The following is an 18,383-nucleotide window of genomic DNA, read 5'->3' as shown; positions in this document are numbered from 1 at the left end:
GCGCCGCGTCACCGTCACTGGTGAGGCGCGCAGCGGGTTTGTCATTTGCAGCTCCTGTTTTTTGTAGACACCATGACTTCCTCTTCTTTGCCTTCCCGCCGCCTGTCCGTTGCCCCCATGATGGACTGGACCGACCGCCATTGCCGCAAGTTCCACCGCGAAATCACGCGCCACACCTGGCTGTACACCGAGATGGTGACGACGGGCGCGCTCGTGTACGGCGACGTGGAGCGCCATCTGCGCTTCAACGAGGAAGAGCATCCGGTGGCGCTGCAGCTGGGCGGCAGCGACCCGAAGGACCTGGCCACCAGCGCCAAGCTGGGCCAGCAGTGGGGCTACGATGAAGTCAACCTGAACTGCGGCTGCCCGTCCGAGCGCGTGCAAAAGGGCGCGTTTGGCGCCTGCCTGATGGCCGAGCCGCAACTGGTGGCCGATTGCGTGAAAGCCATGCGCGACGTGGTCGATATCGACGTCACGGTGAAACACCGCATCGGCATCGACGACAGCGAGTCGTACGACTTCGTGCGCGATTTCGTCGGCACCGTGGCCGACGCCGGCTGCAAGACGTTTATCGTGCATGCGCGTAACGCCATCCTGAAAGGGCTGAGTCCGAAGGAAAACCGTGAAGTGCCGCCCCTCAAGTATGACTATGCCTACCGTTTGAAGCGTGATTTTCCGCAATTCGAGTTCATTATCAACGGCGGCATCAAGACGCTCGAGGAAATCGACCTGCACCTGCAGCACCTCGACGGCGTGATGCTGGGCCGCGAGGCGTATCACAATCCGTACGTGATGGCGCAGTTCGACCAGCGCTATTACGGCGACGACGCCCCCGTCAAGACGCGCGAACAGGTGCTCGAAGCGATGATTCCTTATATTAGTGCGCAGCTGGAGAAAGAAGCGGGGCGCTTGAAACTGAACAGCGTCACGCGCCACATGCTGGGCCTGATGCAAAACCTGCCCGGCGCGCGCGGCTTCCGCCAGACCTTGTCCGATTCGAAGAAGCTGGCCTCGGGCGACCCGCGTTTGCTGCTGGAAGCGGCGGCGCGCCTGTCGTTGCCTGCCTGATGAGCGGCGATTGCCAAGGCCTTGCGCGCCAGATTGACGGCTACCTGCAAGCCGTCAGCGCGCTGAAGGACGATGGCAGCCTTTTCGCATGCTCCTGTCTGGGTCCCATCGCACCGCAGGCGGCGTTCGACGCGCTGTGCCGCGCGCTGGAGATCGCGCCGGACGGCATGCGCCTGCAGCCGATCGAGAGCGTGGTGTGCAGCGGCGTCCTGTGCACGCCGCGCCAGTGGCTGCTCGAGCGCTTGCACCCGGCGAGCGAGGCCGACCGCCAGCCGCTCGACGCGCGCCTGTTCGATGGTTTCGAGAACGAACTGGCCGAACTGCTGGGCAGTGCGCCCCGCTGGTATCAACTGGTATCGTCTGGCCAGCGCAGCCTGGCCGCTCAATTGGGCGCCATCTGGAGCGTCTTTGTCTTTGGCACAGAGCGTCATGCCTATGTGATGCATTGCAGCTGGGACCGCTGAGCAAACTTGTCTATACCGGTACCCCGGTGCACTGGTATTGTCCGCACCACCCCCTCCTCTGAATACCACTTCCGAAACGATGTCATATGGCTATGCCATGTGTTGTAAATGCGCTGTTTCGGCGCACGGCCGCACTGTCGTGGGGCATTTCTATGGGGCAAGAAACGGCGTTGTTGCCATTTCCCCGAAGAAAGTTAATCAGCCATTTATTCAGGTACTTATTGCTTGCTTTGAGGCAAAATTTACACCTATAATTGATTATAGACAAATATTTCTCATATGAATGTTTGATGTTGATCTCACATCATCGGTGTCAAAAATTCAGTCCGTGGAACAAATTTGCATTCGCAGTCACTGGTGGTTTTCAGGGCTGTTGTAGACCAGGAAGTACCCCAGGCTGCGTGCGGCCGGATACCGCCAGCATACCAATGGGTAAGGGCGGATGCCGGTGTTGCGCAGCCTTCGTCTTGTCGTGCCGGGCAAAAATCCTTATCAATAGTTTCATTTACGAAGAGCCGAAATGAATTTAGCAAAAATGAAGGTTGGTACCCGCCTGGGCCTGGGTTTCGCCCTGGTACTGGTTCTGCTGGTGGCCGTGACCGTTCTCGGCATCGCGCGCATGGCGCAAATCCAGGAACGTCTCGATCACGTGATCAATGTCAACAACGTCGTCACCCGCCTGGTGATCGACATGCGTGGCAACGTCAGCGACCGCATCACCTCGCTGCGCATCCTGACCCTGATGACCGACGCGAGCGATATGGAGCCGGAAATGGCGCGTATCAAGACGCAGACCAGCACCTATCAGGAAACGCAGAAGAAGCTCGAAGAGAAATTCGCCGTCGAGTCGACTTCTGAAGAAAAAGCCCTGCTGACCTCGATCAAGGAATACGAAGCCGCCGCCATGCCTGCCATCGCCAAGGCGTCCGCGCTGTGGATGGCCAACGATGCGGAAGGCGCCACGCGCGTGATGATCAAGGAAATCCGCCCGGTACAGAAAAAATGGATGGAAGCGCTGGAGCAACTGGCCGTGCTGGAAGACAAGCTCAATGAGCAGATGCAATCGGACGCCCGCAAGGCCTTCGACAGCGCGCGCCTGTTCATGATCATCCTCGGCGTACTGGCCGTGGCGATGGGCGTGGCGGCGGCACTGGTGATCACCCGCGGCTTGCTGAAACAGCTGGGCGGCGAGCCTGACTACACGGCATCGATCGCCGGCAGCATCGCCAATGGCGACCTGTCGATCGGCATCCACACGCAGCCATCGGACAATTCCAGCCTGCTGGCGGAAATGAAGGAAATGCGCAACAGCCTGGTGGGCATCGTCGGCCAGGTACGTGTCGGTACGGAAACTATCGGCACGGCGTCGCGTGAAATTGCCGACGGCAATATCGACCTGTCGTCGCGCACGGAAATGCAGGCCAGCGCGCTGGAAAAAACGGCGTCGGCCATGGAAGAGCTGACCTCGACCGTGAAACAGAATGCGGACAATGCGCGGGAAGCCAACAAGCTGGCCGCCACGGCGTCGGACGTGGCCCTGAAGGGCGGCTCAGTGGTGTCGCAGGTGGTTGACACCATGAGCTCGATCAATGAATCGGCGAAGAAAATTGTCGACATCATCGGCGTGATCGATGGCATCGCCTTCCAGACCAACATCCTGGCGCTGAACGCGGCCGTGGAAGCGGCACGCGCCGGCGAACAAGGCCGCGGCTTTGCCGTCGTGGCGTCGGAAGTGCGCAACCTGGCCCAGCGTTCCGCTGGCGCCGCGAAGGAAATCAAGATCCTCATCGACGACTCGGCCGAGAAGACGGAACGCGGTACGCGTCTGGTGGGCCAGGCCGGTGTGACGATGGGCGAAGTGGTCGACAGCGTGCGCCGCGTCACCGACATCATGAGCGAGATCGCCAGTGCCAGCCAAGAACAAAGCGCCGGCATCGAGCAGGTCAACTTGTCGATCATCGAGATGGATGGCATGACGCAGCAAAATGCGGCCCTGGTGGAGCAGGCTGCCGCCGCGGCGCAAAGCTTGCAAGACCAGGCGGCCGAACTGGCCCACGTGGTCAGCATCTTCAAACTGGTCGAAGGCGAAGAGAAACCGGCAGCGTATGTACCGGCCCCCGTGGCGGCTGTGGCTGCGCCGGTTGCCGCGCGCAAGCCGGCGCCCGCATTACGCCCGGTGAAATCGCTGGCACGCAAGGCGGAAGCGGCAGCTCCCGTGGCTGCTCCGGCGCCGCGCAAGGCGGCAAGCGCTGGCAGCAATGACGAGTGGGAAGAGTTTTAAGCGCGGCCAACAGCGCACAGGAAGTTGTAATTACCGTATCTGATAATCATGGGGAAGCACATGTTTGAGAATAAGCGTTTGATGAGTGTTGCAGCAGCCTTGCTGGTGTCCGTTTCTTCCGCAGCCTTCGCTGCCGAGGTACCGGCGTCGTTCGATGCCAAGAATTGCAAGGCCGACTATCCGAAAGCTTCGTTGATGAACGAAGAGCAGGGCACCGTGACGATGTCCTTCCTGGTCAATGCCGATGGTAGCGTTGCCGATTCGAAAGTTGAGAAGAGCAGCGGCTTCAAGAACCTGGACAAGGCCGCCATCAAGGCCCTGTCCGCGTGCAAGTTCAAGCCGGGCACCAAGGATGGCGCCGCAGCGCAGACCTGGACCAAGGTCGACTACGCCTGGAAGCTGGACTGATCCACCTATTGCCGGGAGCCTGGCTCCCGGCATGAGCTCTCCGCTACGGGCGGCGCCTGCAAGGGTGCCGCCCGTAGTGTTATGTGCGCCAGCCAACGGCACTGTCGCCGCCGATTCTGTTACCCTCGAAACATACCTTCGGGATCTCCCACCACAAGAGGCCTACCATGCAGCGCATCCTGACACTTTCTTTCCTGGCCGCCACCGGCATGCTGCTTTCCGCCTGCGCCTCGCTGGGCACGCCCGTGGGCTTGCAGGCGGGGCAGACCGTGGCCGTCGTCAATAGCCTGAGCTGGGACAATCCCCTGACGGGCAAGCGCGACGGCGTGCGCACCAGCTGGCCCATCAAGGATGGCAAGATTGCCCCTGAGTATTTTCCGCTGGCGCAGCTGAAGCAATGCGAGGCGGGCGGCAAGCCGTGCGCCTGGGGCGTGATGCGGGCGCAGCGCGGCGCGCCCGCTTTGCAGTATGCGGACGGCGGCGTCGACCTGGCCGTGAGCGTGGCTATCGACGTGGCGCGGCGCCAGGATGCGCGCCTGGGTGAGACGCAGACGGCGATGGCGATTCCGCAGGATGTGGCCGCGCTGGCTGGCCGGCAACAGGTGCAGCCCAGCTGGAAATTGAAGTATGGAAAGGTCGAGCAGATGGAGCTCGATTACGGCGTGCGCTACCAGGTGTGCGTGCAGCGCTACGATGCGGCCGGCAAGGCCATCGATACCTGTGCGATACCGTTTATTTGAGGAAACATGCCGCGCGCGCCGTTTGTGGCGGCTTTGCGACACTTCATGTTGCGGCGTGCGTCGGGGTGTAACAATCGGTAAAAGCACAGCAAAGCGCGGCGTAATTTCTTATAGTACTTAATTAAGGTAGTACACCAGTATTGGTACCCGAGGAGAATTGCAATGAAAACCCTGTTGGCAGTAATTTCGCTGGCCGCCCTGGGGGGCTGCGTCGTGGCGCCACCCGGTCCCGCGTATTACGGTTCGCGCGCGCCTCAGGGGGCTTACAATCCCTATGAATGGCATACGGTCTCGTCCGAACCGGTGCAGTCATCGCGCGTGGAATACACGAATGAACCCGTGTATGTGCAGCAGCAACCGGTGTACGTGCAGCAGCCCGTGTATGTGCCGGCGCCCGTGTACGCGCCGCAACCGTATTATTACAATCCGCCCGTATCGATCGGGTTGGACTTCATGTTTGGCTTTGGGCGCTACGGTGGACACCGCGGCGGCTGGGGCGGGCACGGACGCTACTACGGCCGCCGCTAGTCAACATCCCACCAAATTTACTGCGCGTAGCGATTCGCGGGCTGCGATGCTCGCTGTACTAAAGTACAGCTGCGCTTCTCCCCAACGACTCACTGCCGCTCGCTACAATTTGGTGAGAGTTGTGACGTAATATGAACTCAGTGGAAATACACGGAACTCTGGTGCAGCACGTCCGCCGAGCACAGGATGTACATCGCCGCCGCTGCCAGACCTATTTGCAAGGCGCCAAAGCTGATCGGGATGAGGCGGGACATGTCGTACTCCTGAGTGGTGTGAGGTGTGGTCAGGCTTTCATCATAGGATGACTCGATGCCTTTGGGCATCGGATGAATGTCCGCCACGATGTAGGACAACACCTCGTGCCTGGCGCCCCGCCTCGCTCTCCGACTGCCTGAGTAACCCCCCAATAAATTATTCCGATTTCTGACTTCTATAACCGGCGCTCTGCGGTGTTGCCCACTGCTAGCAGTGCTCGCACTGCGTCGCAGCGGGCGCCTTGCATGGCATCCGGTTCTGTTCGTCATAACTTCACAATAATTCCCTGAGGATTACTTAGCGGTTTTTCCAGCGCACTACAGGCTCTTCCGGCGCCGTGTCCGGCACGTTCGAGATCGCCAGCCAGTGCGTCAGGCGTTCCGGATGCTTGAGATTGATGCCCATGCCATCGATGATGCCGACCTGTTCCAGCATGCGCGCATCGATTTTCGCCTTCGACACCGTGGGCGCGCCCATGACCATGCGGTCATACGCCTTGCGCGCCTTGTGTTCCCACTTGTGCAGATTGCTTTCGTCGAAACGGTTCGCTTCGAAATACACGGTCAGGGTGCCATCGAGGTTGCCGAAGCCGACAATGCCCGCGCCCTTGCGGATGGTGGTGGTGTTGTCGATGTCAAATTCCGCCGTGGGCACGAAAATGCCGGCGCGGCCATCGATGTCGGGACGTCCCACGGGCGTTTCCTTGCCGTAGGAACTCGTTTCGGTAATGGTTTTTTCTGCAGACATGGTGCGTGTGGTGGCCGTGCCGGGAGCGTGATCGGGCCCGGCAGCGCCAGTCATCCTGTTCAAAAAATGCGTGCTGATGATCAGGGCGGGGTAGTGGCCCTGGCGGAGCGATGCTTGGCATTGCTTGATACCCCGCTATTGTAGCGTCAATTTAATTCTTTTTGGCAACATTTCCTGGGAATTATGCTTCCGTTTGGGCCATAAAAAAGCCGCCCGGCCTGGTGGCGGAGCGGCTGTTGCACGACGACTTCAGACTCAGGCGGCAGTCTTGCGGCGTGCCATGAAACCCAGCAAGCCCAGGCCCAGCAGCATCATGGCGTAGCTTTCCGGTTCCGGCACGGCCGTCGTCACCGAGACGTTGTCCAGGTAGGAACCATAGGTTGGCGCGGAGGCCGGGCCGATCGATTCGAAGCGCAGCAAGGTGGACGAACCGAGCGCGGTGACGTTCTGGCTGTAGGTTTGCCACACGCCGGTGGTATTGCCGACCAGGGCCGTTGGCGTCAGCAGGGTCGAACCCCAGTAGACGTTCATCAGGCTGCTTGCGCCGCCTGGCGTATTCGGGCGGCCCGAGTAGGCAAACGACAGCGCATACGTGCCGCCGGCCGTGGTGGCGAGCGATTGCGACACGGACGTCAGGCGCTCGGCGTTGAGTTCCAGGTATTGCGTGCCGGCGGCAGCGACGGGGTTGAAGCCGCTCTGGCCGCCTTGCGTGGCGCCCTTCTGGATTTCAAAGGCCGTATTGCCGCTGACGGACGAGGTCCAGCCCGTCACGGCGCTCAATTGTGCGAACGGGGTGGTGATGGCATTGCTTTCGAAGCTGCCGTTGACGACCAGTTCTGTCGCGGCGTTGGCGCCGCCGGCAGTGATCAGGGAGGCCAGCGCGGCGATCTTGAAGAGGGTAGCAGGCATTTTCATGTGGGTCCGTTATATTATTTAAAAGTTAATTTCATTTCCTAAATGACATTTAAAGAATATCACTAAAACTCACGAAAAAAACTGCTGCACGATAAAAATATTTGTAATTGTGAAATCATTCGTGTTCAAAATTGCATTAATTTCCATGGTGAACCAATTGCAGTGCTGGCGCAGGGTGAGCGCGACCCTGAGGCTGCTTGCCCTGGAGTATTTTTGTGACATCGGGACGTAAAAAAACCTGCATCGAAACAACAACGATGCAGGTTTTTTTGCGTGCCGCCCGCGTGTGCGCCCGGCTATTGATACCATAGCCGCGACGTGCGCGGGACTAGAACGCCAGCCGTCCTTGCAGGTAAACCATGCGCGGCGCGCCCACCAGCTTGCCCAGGTTGCCGTCCGAGGTGCGCGTGAAATAGCGCTTGTCGGCGAGGTTGTTGACGCCGGCGACCAGTTCCAGGCCGTTCTGGCCCGGTACTTTCCATTTCACTTGCGTGTTCCACGTGCGGAAGCCGGGAATCACGCCCACGCTGCCGGCCAGGTTTTCCGCCACGGTGTTGGCCTCGTCGGCGAACTGGCGGCTCTGGTGGCTGCTCGACAGGTCGAAGCCCCAGGCGCCCAGCTGGTAGTGGGCGCCGACGGTGTCCGTGGTGCGCGAATAGAAGGGCACGTCATTACCCGCGTTCACGCCATCCTGCAAGGTGGCCTTGGTGTAGGTGTAGGTGGCGTAGGCGTTCAAGCCGGCCAGCGGGCCGGACTGGTCGAAGTGGTAGTCGACGGCCGATTCCAGGCCCCGGTGATGCGTGGCGCCCACGTTGTAGAAGACGACGTTCTCGCCGCCGCCGACGGACTGGATCTGGTTGTCGAACTTGATGTTGAACAAGGTCGCCTCGGCCGACAGCCGGCCGCTCTTCCAGCGCGCGCCCAGCTCGGCGGTTTTCGCCAGTTCCGGCTGCAGCGGGTTCTTGCTCGATTGCGCATTGAGCTGCGTATTTTGCACGGCGCCAAACGAGCTGTTGTAATTGCCGAACAGGGTGACGTTGTTGTTGAGCAAGTAGGCCACGTTCAGCGACGGCAGGGCTTTGTTGTTGAGCAACTCGATCTTTTGGTCGGTCGGCAAGTGGTTGAAGCGCACCGTCTTGATGTGCTCGTAGCGCACGCCCGGCGTGATGCGCCAGGCGTCGATGGCGATCTTGTCGTCGATATACACGGCTTGCGCATCGGTGGAGTTGTTGGCGAAGCGCGTCGGCGCCTGCTGCACGCCGCTGGCGATGACGACGTTGTAGATGCTTTCATCGGCCCGTTCGACCAGGTAGCGGTAGCCGACGGTGACGTCCTGCGAGACCTTGCCGGTCATGAAGCGCTGCGTGTAGCGCGGTTCGATGGCCGTCGTTTCATAGTTGCGCGGCTGGTGGCCCAGGTTTTTTCCGCTGATCAGTGTGCTTTCGCGCGAGCTCTTGTTGTAGTAGGCGCGCACCTCGAATTCTTGCGTGCCGGAAATGGCATTCAGGTAGCCGATGTCGAAGGCCTTGCGCTCGCCGCTCCAGAAGTCGGTGGGGCGCGTGTTCTGGAACGGGTCCTGCTTGTATTGCGCGGCAGTCAGGCCGCCCGGCGTGCGCGACGTCACGTCATAGTAGGACAGCTTGCCATACACCTCGACCGTCGGGCTCAGGTCGTAGCGGAATTTGAGGGCGAAGTCGTTGACCTTCTCATCGCTGCCCACGCGCCAGTCGCTGCCGCGGATGCCGGAATACAGCACGGCCAGGCCCAGGCCGCTGTCGAGCTGGGTGCCGGCAAACACGCTGGCCTGCGTGTTGTGGCCCACTTCGCTGTACGAGTTGTAGCGCACGGTGGCGTCGCCCGTGATGCCTGGCGTGGTGGGCACGCGGCGCGTCTTGAAGTTGATGATGCCGCCCACGTTTTGCGGGCCGAAGCGCACGGCGCCGCCGCCGCGCACCACGTCGACCGTTTCGACATTGGCCAGGCTGACGGGTGCGAACGACAGTTGCGGCTGGCCATACGGCGCGACCGACATCGGAATGCCATCGAGCAAGACCGTGCTGCGCGGTGAATAGCGTCCGGCCAGGCCGCGCACGCCGATATTCAGGGAAATGGCGCTACCGGCGCTGCCCGAGTTGTCGCTGATCTGCACGCCGGGAATGCGGCGCATCACGTCGCTGAGGCTGGTCGCGCCCGAGTTTTCGATGTCATCCTTTTGCACCACCGTGCGGGCGCCCGCGAAATTCTTCGTGCTGGCGGCCATGCTGGTGCCCAGCAGGTTGCTGCTGACCTGGATGGATTCCAGGATGGGGCCGGCGTCATTGGCGGTACTGGCCGTATTGGCGTCCTGTGCCTGCGCGGCAAGCGACGTGCCCAGGCAAGCGAGGGCGATGGCCAGCGCGCACGGGCGCAGCGAAAAAGGCAGTGGGGAAAGTGTGGCGGCCATGCATGGATCTCCGTAGGGACAATGGTTGCGCGGGCATTTTGGGCGGCGCGACAACATCGTGGCGTGGGCATCCTGCGCAAGGGGATAAGAATGATAATGATTCTCATTTTATCCGTCAATTGCGAATATTGCGTAGTGATGGTATGCCTGCCCGCAGGGTGGGGAAGTGTTGCTGGCGCGGTACAGCGGGCGGTCTTGATTGCCGCTTGGCACCAGTGCTCGGGTGCGGCGGCATTGCGCGCGCTTCTTGTATACTCCCGTTTTTGCAGCCGTCAGACGTGAACGTACAATGAGCCAGACAACTGAAACGACACCAGGCAATCCCCCCGTGGAACGCCGCCAGGGCGACCAGCCGGCAAGTGCTGCGCGCAAATTGAATCTGTTGGTGGTCGACGACAACCAGGAAGTGGGCGAATCGCTGGCCATGCTGCTCGAAGCGCTGGGCCACCACGCGGTGGTGGTGCGCAACTGGCAGATGGCCGTCGAGCAAGTCAAGCTGTGCGTGCCCGACGCCGTCTACCTCGACATCGAAATGCCCGGCATCAGCGGCATCGAAATCGGCCGCCGCCTGCACCACAACCCCGAAACGGCCAACGCCGTGCTGATCGCCGTCACCGGCCACAGCCTGCCCATGTACATGGACGACGCGCTGGCCGTTGGCTTTCGCCACTTCCTCGTGAAACCCGTACGTCTGGAAGACCTGGCGACGACGGTGCAGTCGGTGCTGGCAACTGCTTAAGGATTGACTAGAAATCCCGGCCTGCAGCCAAGGATTTTTTCAACGACTCAAGTGCCTCTTTTTGCTGGTTGAAGAGATTGCTAGGATCCAGCAGCAGCTCATCAATGACATTTCCGAGCAGTTTGTTCAATTTCATTTCAGTCTTTTCACCGTTTACTTCTGCGTACTTTGTGACATGCTCAAGATTAATTTTTTGTTGGTGAAAAATATGCGGCGTGGCTGAGTCGGTGCCAAAGAGACTTCCATGGGCTTGGGCATATAAGCTAACAGCAGTATCGTCGCCCGGTTCCACGTCAAAAATGAAGCCATACTCAATGCGCATGTACTTGCCATGGCCATGACCCAGTGCATGACGCGCAAAGGCGATGATCCTTCCACCATTTTTGACTGATTGGGATAGCCAACCTTGCTTGTCATCGTCGTCTTCAAAAGCTTTGCTTTGATTTTTGGTACTTGTCCGATTTACTATCCGGAAATCAATAGTGGCAATTCTGGTGCCGTTGGTAAATTCAGTATCGTCGCTATTTTCGATGGCGTTGTTCCATGCGCTTTTGAATTGGTGGTCAAACGTGACGGCCAATAAGCGCATATTGGAAAGAAATTTGCTGAATTCTGCCGGGCCGTCAAGATTGTTCGCCAGCGTACCGGCATTGCGGCTACTGCAAACTAGGCGCTTGAAAAAACCGATCAAATTTTTGTTATTTATATCTTGCATGACGTTTCCTTGTTCTTCGAGATAAGTGACCAGCATGGCTATAAGATCTGATTTGACGCAATATGGTCGTAGCTCTCGCGCCAGATCTCCCCATCTTCTTGTAATACAGCCAGTGGCGAAAAACAATTCGCGTGACAATATCATTACCTTTCGATCAGGATGCTCATCCTTCCAGGCGACGTAGTCGTCAAGTTGTGCGGGCTTGGTTTCGGTTTCTTTGATAGGTTTGTCGTGATACTTTATTTCGATCAGGATAGCTGGGAATTTTTCTTCGTCTTTCAGGAAGATCGCGAGGTCTGCGCGGCGTACTCCTTTACTGCCCCTGAAACTGTATTCGCTCTGAAAGGTTGCACCTTTCAATGTTGCTCGGTTGATTTTGCATGCTTTCGCCACGAAAGCTAGCAGCGGCTCCGGTTTGCGATTTCCAATTTCATTTAAAATCAATGCCAGATAACGTCCGTGATTCTTGCTCTCGAACCATGATTGTATGCCTGTAAATAAGCTGCTCACGTTAGATAGTCCGTTCTTTTAGGGGGGAGGTGGCGGGTGAATGATAATCTGGTAAGTTAGCTGAATTTTCAAGGATAGGAAAGCATCTTTTCCAGATAAATGAAATGAGGTTATCGATTGAATCTCGTATCGTTCATTAGAAATAATGCTGAGATTTTTTACTGGATTGAAGTTTGCAATGAATCCCCCGATGTGGCAAACATCGCAATGGTCATGGTAGGCAGCAACGCCATCGCCGATAATTTTTTGTGCGCGAGGCGATGCAAGCATTGTTGCATTGTCACTTGAGTATCCCGCATCCCTCTCGCAGCCATCCATATGGTTCGCCAATGCGCTGCAAGGCCGGAGCGCTTGTAAGCTCTTTACTTTATCTGCATTGCGTCGCGCAGATGAGTTGGCCACTGGAGCGGTTGGGTGAGCTGTGTTGCTTGGGGCGGTGCGTGTGAAAAAATGGGGAGCAGGTAGCCACTAAATGGGGGGGATTTCCGGAAGGGCAATGCCTGGTGTGCTGTTGTGGCGGCATAGTCTAGCCGAGCAGGGAAAGGTGGAGCTTTGACATCGGCGAGACCGGCGCTTCTACTTGTCGGCATGGTGAAGATGCTGGTCAACACAAGATAACTAGTATGGACAGGCAGTGCTTGAGGCGCAGTGACTCGTGGCAATGATAGAACTGGCTCTGAAATAGAAAAAGCCCGGTTCGAAAACCGGGCTCTTCATTATTCTGTGGGGTGGCTGATGGGGCTCGAACCCACGACAACAGGAATCACAATCCTGGACTCTACCAACTGAGCTACAGCCACCACTGTCTTACTTACCTGTTTAGCTGTTTTGCTGAACAGGTGCCGAATTATACAAAGAACTCGGCAAAGTGGCAAATCTAAATGCAGTCTTTTTTAAAGAATCGAAAGATTGCATGAAAACGGTCGCTTTTGCTCACCCAGCTCACACGGACAGGTGTTCGACGGGCGGGTGCAAGTCCAGCAAACCGGCGAAGGCTTTCGCCAGGGACTCGACCTTGGCCGTCGTGTAGCCTTGCAGTCGTGGCGCGTCGTTGTTGATGCGGCGCAAGCTTGCCGCATCGAGCAGGCGGGCCAGCTGGCGCGCCACGGCGTCGCCCGTGTCCACCAGGGTGATCTGTTCCTGCGTGTGGGCGCGCACCGTGCGTTCGATGGCGTCCTGCACGAACAGGTAGTGCGTGCAGCCCAGCACCAGCGTGTCGACGCCTTGTTCCAGCATGGGGGCGATGTAGCGTTCCAGCATGGCGCTGGTGGCGTCCAGCGGATCGGTGCCCAGCTCGCATTGCTCGATGCGGTCGGCCAGGCCGATGCAGGGCTGCAAGATGAACGTGGCGCCCGTGGCGGCGCTCACCTGCTCGCGCAAGGCCAGCAGTTTGTCGCCGCGCAAGGCGCGTTCCGTGGCCAGCACGGCGATCTTGCCGTTGCGGCTGATGCCTGCCGCCGGTTTCAAGCCCGGTTCGACGCCGACGATGGGCAGGTCGGGGTAGCGCGCGCGCAGCGCCTTGATGGCGGCGATGGTGGCCGTGTTGCATGCCACGACCAGCGCCTTCGCGCCTTGCTGCAATAAAAAGGCGGTGATCGCCAGCGAACGGTCGATCACTTGCTGTTCCGTCTTGTCGCCATACGGGGCATAGCCGGAATCGGCAAAGTAAATCAGGTCTTCCTGCGGCAGCTGCGCGCGGATATGGCGCAGTACCGACAGGCCGCCCACGCCGGAATCAAAAATGCCGATGGGGGCGTCCGGGCGGGCATTGCTTGCAATAGAAGTCATATAAAGCCGAAGAGGATAAAAAAACGCCGCGCTGTGTTGCCGCGCGGCGTTAATGGTAGTGCTTGTTTAAGCGACCGTCACGGGAATCTTGCTGACGCTATTGAGTTGCTCGATCTTCGCCTGCCACTCTTTCGGGCCCGTGTTGTGCACGGAGGTGCCTTTCGAGTCCACGGCCACCGTCACCGGCATGTCGACGACGTCGAATTCGTAGATGGCTTCCATACCCATGTCGGCAAAGCCCAGCACTTTCGCGCCCTTGATGGCTTTCGACACCAGGTAGGCGGAACCGCCCACGGCCATCAGGTAGGCCGACTGGTGTTTCTGGATCGATTCGATGGCGACCGGACCCCGTTCGGCCTTGCCGATCATGGCGATCAGGCCCGTCTGTTCCAGCATCATGTCGGTGAACTTGTCCATGCGCGTGGCGGTCGTCGGGCCGGCCGGGCCGACCACTTCGTCGCGCACCGGGTCGACCGGGCCGACGTAGTAAATCACGCGGTTCTTGAAGTCGACCGGCAATTCTTCGCCCTTGGCCAGCATGTCCTGGATGCGCTTGTGCGCGGCGTCGCGGCCCGTCAGCATCTTGCCGTTCAACAGCAAGGTCTGGCCCGGCGTCCACGAAGCGACTTCTTCCTTCGTCAGGGTGTTCAGGTCGACGCGCTTGGATTTTTCCGTGTCCGGCGTCCAGTGCACTTCCGGCCACGACGACAGCGATGGCGGTTCCATGTAGGCAGGGCCCGAGCCGTCCAGCACGAAGTGGCCGTGGCGCGTGGCGGCGCAGTTCGGGATCATGGCGACGGGCTTCGACGCGGCGTGTGTCGGGTGCATCATGATCTTGACGTCGAGCACGGTCGTCAGGCCGCCCAGGCCTTGCGCGCCGATGCCCAGCGAGTTGATCTTGTCGCACAGCTCGATACGCAATTCTTCCAGTTTATTTTGCGGGCCGCGTTGTTTCAGCTCAAACATGTCGATGTCTTCCATCAACACCTCTTTTGCCATCAGCATGGCTTTTTCGGCCGTGCCGCCGATGCCGATGCCCAGCATGCCTGGCGGGCACCAGCCGGCGCCCATGGTCGGCACGGTCTTCATGACCCAGTCCACCAGCGAGTCGGACGGGTTCATCATGATCATTTTCGACTTGTTTTCCGAACCGCCGCCCTTGGCAGCCACTTTCACGTCGACGGTATTGCCTTCAACCAATTCCATGTGCACGACGGCTGGCGTGTTGTCCTTGGTGTTCTTGCGGTCGAAATGCGGGTCGGCCACGATGGAGGCGCGCAGCTTGTTGTCGTCGAAGTTGTACGCGCGGCGCACGCCTTCGTTGACGGCGTCGGTAACCGTGCCGCTGAAACCTTCGAAGCGCACACCCATGCCGATTTTCAGGAAGACGTTGACGATACCCGTGTCCTGGCAAATCGGACGTTTGCCTTCCGCGCACATGCGCGAATTGGTCAGGATTTGCGCGATCGCATCTTTTGCCGCCGGGCTTTGCTCGGCCGCGTAGGCGCGCGCCAGGTGTTCGATGTAATCAGCAGGGTGGTAGTAGCTAATGTACTGCAACGCTGCGGCGACGGATTCGATCAGGTCTTCTTGCTTTATGACAGTCATGGTGTTCTCGCGGTAGATAAGAAGGGTAAGACTCTTTACTAATACTAGTTACTGCATTGGAATGACAAAGCCCATGGCCGCTGCTGGCAGCCATGGGCTTCGGGTTTAATGCGGTCGTGCCTGGTTCTGTGTCACCGTCATGATGCGGTCCGTGTACGCGATCGCCATGGCGGAAATGATGAAGACCATGTGGATCACCGTCTGCGCGATGATCACTTCCATCTTGTAGGAGTTGGCATTGATGAAAGTCTTCAGCAGGTGGATGGACGAGATACCGATGATGGCCATCGCCAATTTCGTCTTCAGTACGGAAGCATTTACATGCGACAACCATTCCGGCTGGTCTGGGTGGTCATCGAGGTGCATGCGCGAAACGAAGGTTTCGTAGCCGCCAATAATGACCATGATCAACAGGTTCGAAATCATGACCACGTCGATCAGGCCTAATACCACCAGCATGATGGTCGCTTCGTTCAGCTTGGTCGGCAGGGCGCTGCCGGGCACGGCGACGGCCGTCAGTACGTGCTGCAGGGCTGCATCATTGCCGAACACGGCGCCGATCAGGTCGGATAATTCCACCCAGAAATGGAAGACATACACGCATTGTGCGAGGATCAGGCCCAGGTACAGCGGCAACTGCAGCCAGCGCGACATGAAGATGAAGGCGGACAATGGATGCAGCTTGGTATGTTTGGCAGACGGTGGTAGGTGGTCGATCATGTAGGGGTTCCTGGGGGAGTAAATACCAATTTTTGGCATGCCCGACATTTTACACTTGCTGTCGATTACTGCGCATGGCCTTGCTCTGTATTATTGGGTTTGATGAAAGACAAAGTGGTATTGAAGCTTCGGCGCGCCAGGCATTTTCCCAGTGAAAATACTGTACGGCGTCCCCTTGACGCCCATCGCCGAAGGCGCTTATGGTTAGCCTTGACGGAGGAAAACGCTGCAGAAAATGCGCAATGTAAGGCGTCCGTAAGACATGGCGCTTATCGTGTTAGCAAACAATTACTACACTGGAGACAAGCATGGCCGCTACAGAAAACCAAGGACAGGGCACGCAGCAGCAAGGACCAGAAGAGTCGCGCGTATTTGAACCATCGGCGGCCTTTGCCGCACAAGCCACCATTTCCGGCATGGCCGCGTACCAGGCCATGGTGAAAGAGGCGGAAACCGACTACGAAGGCTTCTGGGCCAAGCTGGCGCGCGAAAACCTGAGCTGGAAAAAGCCGTTCACCCGCACCCTGAACGAAGACAATGCTCCGTTCTACAAATGGTTCGAAGACGGCCAGCTGAACGTGTCGTACAACTGCCTGGACCGCAACATCGAAAATGGCCTGGGCGACAAGACGGCCATCATCTTCGAAGCGGACGACGGCACCGTTACCAAGGCTACCTATAAAGAACTGCACGAAAAAGTCTGCAAGTTCGCCAACGGCCTGAAATCCAAGGGTATCGCCAAGGGCGACCGCGTCATCATCTATATGTCGATGTCCGTCGAAGGCGTTGCTGCAATGCAAGCCTGCGCGCGCATCGGCGCCACCCATTCCGTCGTGTTCGGCGGCTTTTCCGCGAAATCCTTGCAGGAGCGCATCATCGACGCGGGCGCCGTGGCCGTCATCACGGGCGATGAGCAATTGCGCGGCGGCAAGAAGTTGCCATTGAAATCCATCGTCGACGAAGCGCTGGCGCTGGGCGGCTGCGATACCGTGAAAAACGTCATCGTCTACAAGCGCACGGGCAGCGACTTGCCGATGGTGGCTGGCCGCGACACATGGCTGCACGACCTGGTCGCAGGCCAGTCGGCGCAATGCGAACCGGAATGGGTCGATGCCGAGCATCCACTGTTCATCTTGTACACCTCGGGTTCCACCGGCACGCCGAAGGGCGTGCAGCACTCGAGCGGCGGTTACCTGCTGTGGGCCGCGCTGACGATGAAGTGGAGTTTCGATATCAAGCCTGACGACGTCTTCTGGTGCACGGCCGATATCGGCTGGGTGACGGGCCACAGCTACATCGCGTATGGCCCGATGGCCGTAGGCGCCACGCAAGTGGTGTTCGAAGGCATCCCGACCTACCCGAACGCGGGCCGTTTCTGGGAAACCATCAAGAAGCACAACGTCAGCATCTTCTACACGGCGCCAACGGCCATCCGTTCGCTGATCAAGGCGGCCGACGTGGACCCGAAAGTCCATCCAGGCAACTACGACCTGACCAGCCTGCGTTTGCTGGGCACGGTCGGCGAGCCGATCAATCCGGAAGCGTGGATGTGGTACTACAAGCATATCGGCGGCGAGAAATGCCCGATCGTCGATACCTTCTGGCAAACGGAAACGGGTGGCCACATGATCACCCCGTTGCCGGGCGCGACGCCGATGGTCCCCGGTTCCTGCACCCTGCCATTGCCGGGCATCATGGCCGCCATCGTCGACGAAGCGGGCCAGGACGTGCCGAACGGCCAGGGCGGTATCCTCGTAGTAAAACGCCCATGGCCATCGATGATCCGCACGATCTGGAACAACCCGGAGCGTTTCAAGTCCAGCTACTTCCCGGAAGAACTGGGCGGCAAGATGTACCTGGCAGGCGACGGCGCCATCCGCAACAAGGACACGGGCTACTTCACCATCACGGGCCGCATCGATGACGTGCTGAACGTGTCCGGCCACCGCATGGGCACGATGGAAATCGAATCGGCCCTGGTGGCCAATCCGCTGGTGGCCGAAGCCGCCGTGGTGGGCCGTCCGGACGACACGACGGGCGAATCGATCTGCGCCTTCGTGGTGCTCAAGCAAGCGCGTCCGACCGGCGAGGAAGCGAAGAAGCTGGCCCTGGAGCTGCGCAACTGGGTCGGCAAGGAAATCGGCCCGATCGCGAAACCGAAGGAAATCCGTTTCGGCGACAACCTGCCGAAAACCCGCTCCGGCAAAATCATGCGCCGCCTGCTGCGCGTGCTGGCCAAGGGCGAGACGATCACGCAAGACGTCTCGACCCTGGAAAACCCGGCCATCCTGGAGCAGTTGAAGGAAGCGTCGTAATGAAAGGTCGGTCCCTGCGGGGGCCGACCATGGCCTCTGTTGGGCTGCTGCTTGTCGTTGCCAGCTTTAACTTTTACCCCACGGTAAATAACTTTGGCAGTCCGTAGAATCTTTGCTATAATCTGCGGCTTCGCGACAA

16 protein-coding genes and 1 tRNA gene are annotated in these 18,383 nt (G+C 59.0%); 8 read left to right on the top strand and 9 right to left on the bottom strand.

The window, feature by feature from the left end:
• Window positions 1-72: 72 nt before the first annotated feature.
• The 6 genes from dusA (at window position 73) to O3298_RS25845 (ending at window position 5,489) form a co-directional block, all read left to right on the top strand.
• Window positions 73-1,068, top strand: a complete 996-nt coding sequence (gene dusA / locus O3298_RS25870; RefSeq protein ID WP_305060888.1) for a tRNA dihydrouridine(20/20a) synthase DusA — start codon at window positions 73-75, stop codon at window positions 1,066-1,068.
• Entirely contained in the window at window positions 1,068-1,532 is a 465-nt protein-coding gene (locus tag O3298_RS25865) for a hypothetical protein (RefSeq protein WP_305056923.1), read from the top strand. The genes dusA and O3298_RS25865 overlap by 1 nt, the downstream gene beginning before the upstream one ends.
• 520 nt (window positions 1,533-2,052) lie before the next feature.
• Entirely contained in the window at window positions 2,053-3,813 is a 1,761-nt protein-coding gene (locus O3298_RS25860) for a methyl-accepting chemotaxis protein (RefSeq protein WP_289906331.1), read from the top strand.
• 60 nt (window positions 3,814-3,873) lie between these two features.
• Window positions 3,874-4,221, top strand: coding sequence for an energy transducer TonB (locus O3298_RS25855; RefSeq protein ID WP_077408994.1), 348 nt, complete (start codon window positions 3,874-3,876; stop codon window positions 4,219-4,221).
• A gap of 167 nt (window positions 4,222-4,388) precedes the next feature.
• The gene (locus O3298_RS25850; protein ID WP_305060887.1) at window positions 4,389-4,961 is read left to right on the top strand and encodes a hypothetical protein; all 573 of its coding nucleotides are present in this window, start codon (window positions 4,389-4,391) and stop codon (window positions 4,959-4,961) included.
• A gap of 162 nt (window positions 4,962-5,123) precedes the next feature.
• Complete coding sequence (locus O3298_RS25845; protein ID WP_289906328.1) at window positions 5,124-5,489, top strand: hypothetical protein; 366 nt, start codon at window positions 5,124-5,126, stop codon at window positions 5,487-5,489.
• A 552-nt stretch (window positions 5,490-6,041) separates the two neighbouring features.
• Here the strand turns inward: O3298_RS25845 and O3298_RS25840 are convergent.
• The 3 genes from O3298_RS25840 to O3298_RS25830 all read right to left on the bottom strand — a co-directional run bounded on the left by O3298_RS25840 (window position 6,042) and on the right by O3298_RS25830 (window position 9,849).
• Window positions 6,042-6,491 carry a hypothetical protein gene (locus tag O3298_RS25840; RefSeq protein ID WP_035825219.1) on the bottom strand — a complete coding sequence of 150 codons (450 nt, stop codon included), beginning with the start codon at window positions 6,489-6,491 and terminating at the stop codon, window positions 6,042-6,044.
• Between the two features lie 255 nt (window positions 6,492-6,746).
• Window positions 6,747-7,406, bottom strand: coding sequence for a PEP-CTERM sorting domain-containing protein (locus O3298_RS25835; RefSeq protein WP_099665284.1), 660 nt, complete (start codon window positions 7,404-7,406; stop codon window positions 6,747-6,749).
• A 328-nt stretch (window positions 7,407-7,734) separates the two neighbouring features.
• Window positions 7,735-9,849 carry a TonB-dependent siderophore receptor gene (locus O3298_RS25830; protein ID WP_305060886.1) on the bottom strand — a complete coding sequence of 705 codons (2,115 nt, stop codon included), beginning with the start codon at window positions 9,847-9,849 and terminating at the stop codon, window positions 7,735-7,737.
• Window positions 9,850-10,138: 289 nt separating this feature from the next.
• Here O3298_RS25830 and O3298_RS25825 point away from each other — a divergent pair, with 289 nt between their 5' ends.
• Window positions 10,139-10,588: a response regulator gene (locus O3298_RS25825; RefSeq protein ID WP_305060885.1), complete on the top strand. Its 450-nt coding sequence runs from the start codon at window positions 10,139-10,141 to the stop codon at window positions 10,586-10,588.
• A 7-nt stretch (window positions 10,589-10,595) separates the two neighbouring features.
• Here the strand turns inward: O3298_RS25825 and O3298_RS25820 are convergent, their stop codons facing one another.
• From O3298_RS25820 to O3298_RS25795, 6 genes are all read right to left on the bottom strand, one after another.
• Window positions 10,596-11,813 (bottom strand): hypothetical protein, encoded by a 1,218-nt coding sequence (locus O3298_RS25820; RefSeq protein WP_305060884.1) that lies wholly within the window; start codon window positions 11,811-11,813, stop codon window positions 10,596-10,598.
• An 18-nt stretch (window positions 11,814-11,831) separates the two neighbouring features.
• Window positions 11,832-12,131, bottom strand: a complete 300-nt coding sequence (locus tag O3298_RS25815) for a hypothetical protein (RefSeq protein ID WP_305060883.1) — start codon at window positions 12,129-12,131, stop codon at window positions 11,832-11,834.
• Window positions 12,132-12,537: 406 nt separating this feature from the next.
• Window positions 12,538-12,613, bottom strand: a tRNA-His gene (locus O3298_RS25810).
• 142 nt (window positions 12,614-12,755) lie between these two features.
• Window positions 12,756-13,601: a glutamate racemase gene (gene murI, locus O3298_RS25805; RefSeq protein ID WP_099665279.1), complete on the bottom strand. Its 846-nt coding sequence runs from the start codon at window positions 13,599-13,601 to the stop codon at window positions 12,756-12,758.
• Between the two features lie 66 nt (window positions 13,602-13,667).
• On the bottom strand, window positions 13,668-15,209 hold the full coding sequence (locus tag O3298_RS25800) for a fumarate hydratase (protein ID WP_099665278.1): 1,542 nt from the start codon (window positions 15,207-15,209) through the stop codon (window positions 13,668-13,670).
• Window positions 15,210-15,314: 105 nt separating this feature from the next.
• Window positions 15,315-15,929, bottom strand: a complete 615-nt coding sequence (locus tag O3298_RS25795) for a YqhA family protein (protein ID WP_077400355.1) — start codon at window positions 15,927-15,929, stop codon at window positions 15,315-15,317.
• A 308-nt stretch (window positions 15,930-16,237) separates the two neighbouring features.
• On the opposite strand from O3298_RS25795, the gene acs reads away from it, so the two are divergent.
• Window positions 16,238-18,244 carry an acetate--CoA ligase gene (gene acs / locus O3298_RS25790; RefSeq protein ID WP_289906323.1) on the top strand — a complete coding sequence of 669 codons (2,007 nt, stop codon included), beginning with the start codon at window positions 16,238-16,240 and terminating at the stop codon, window positions 18,242-18,244.
• The last annotated feature ends 139 nt before the right edge of the window (window positions 18,245-18,383 follow it).

The organism is Janthinobacterium sp. SUN137, assembly GCF_030587265.1.
Taxonomy (GTDB): Bacteria; Pseudomonadota; Gammaproteobacteria; order Burkholderiales; family Burkholderiaceae_D; genus Janthinobacterium; species Janthinobacterium kumbetense.
The sequence above is the reverse complement of the archived record's forward strand: the minus strand, read 5'-3'. Positions and strand labels throughout refer to the sequence as shown.

Bases quoted from the DNA above. Each gene is read 5' to 3' on its own strand.
- dusA (WP_305060888.1), top strand. From the start codon at position 73: ATGACTTCCTCTTCTTTGCCTTCCCGCCGCCTGTCCGTTGCCCCCATG.
- O3298_RS25865 (WP_305056923.1), top strand. From the start codon at position 1,068: ATGAGCGGCGATTGCCAAGGCCTTGCGCGCCAGATTGACGGCTACCTG.
- O3298_RS25860 (WP_289906331.1), top strand. From the start codon at position 2,053: ATGAATTTAGCAAAAATGAAGGTTGGTACCCGCCTGGGCCTGGGTTTC.
- O3298_RS25855 (WP_077408994.1), top strand. From the start codon at position 3,874: ATGTTTGAGAATAAGCGTTTGATGAGTGTTGCAGCAGCCTTGCTGGTG.
- O3298_RS25850 (WP_305060887.1), top strand. From the start codon at position 4,389: ATGCAGCGCATCCTGACACTTTCTTTCCTGGCCGCCACCGGCATGCTG.
- O3298_RS25845 (WP_289906328.1), top strand. From the start codon at position 5,124: ATGAAAACCCTGTTGGCAGTAATTTCGCTGGCCGCCCTGGGGGGCTGC.
- O3298_RS25840 (WP_035825219.1), bottom strand. From the start codon at position 6,491: ATGTCTGCAGAAAAAACCATTACCGAAACGAGTTCCTACGGCAAGGAA.
- O3298_RS25835 (WP_099665284.1), bottom strand. From the start codon at position 7,406: ATGAAAATGCCTGCTACCCTCTTCAAGATCGCCGCGCTGGCCTCCCTG.
- O3298_RS25830 (WP_305060886.1), bottom strand. From the start codon at position 9,849: ATGGCCGCCACACTTTCCCCACTGCCTTTTTCGCTGCGCCCGTGCGCG.
- O3298_RS25825 (WP_305060885.1), top strand. From the start codon at position 10,139: ATGAGCCAGACAACTGAAACGACACCAGGCAATCCCCCCGTGGAACGC.
- O3298_RS25815 (WP_305060883.1), bottom strand. From the start codon at position 12,131: ATGGATGGCTGCGAGAGGGATGCGGGATACTCAAGTGACAATGCAACA.
- murI (WP_099665279.1), bottom strand. From the start codon at position 13,601: ATGACTTCTATTGCAAGCAATGCCCGCCCGGACGCCCCCATCGGCATT.
- O3298_RS25800 (WP_099665278.1), bottom strand. From the start codon at position 15,209: ATGACTGTCATAAAGCAAGAAGACCTGATCGAATCCGTCGCCGCAGCG.
- O3298_RS25795 (WP_077400355.1), bottom strand. From the start codon at position 15,929: ATGATCGACCACCTACCACCGTCTGCCAAACATACCAAGCTGCATCCA.
- acs (WP_289906323.1), top strand. From the start codon at position 16,238: ATGGCCGCTACAGAAAACCAAGGACAGGGCACGCAGCAGCAAGGACCA.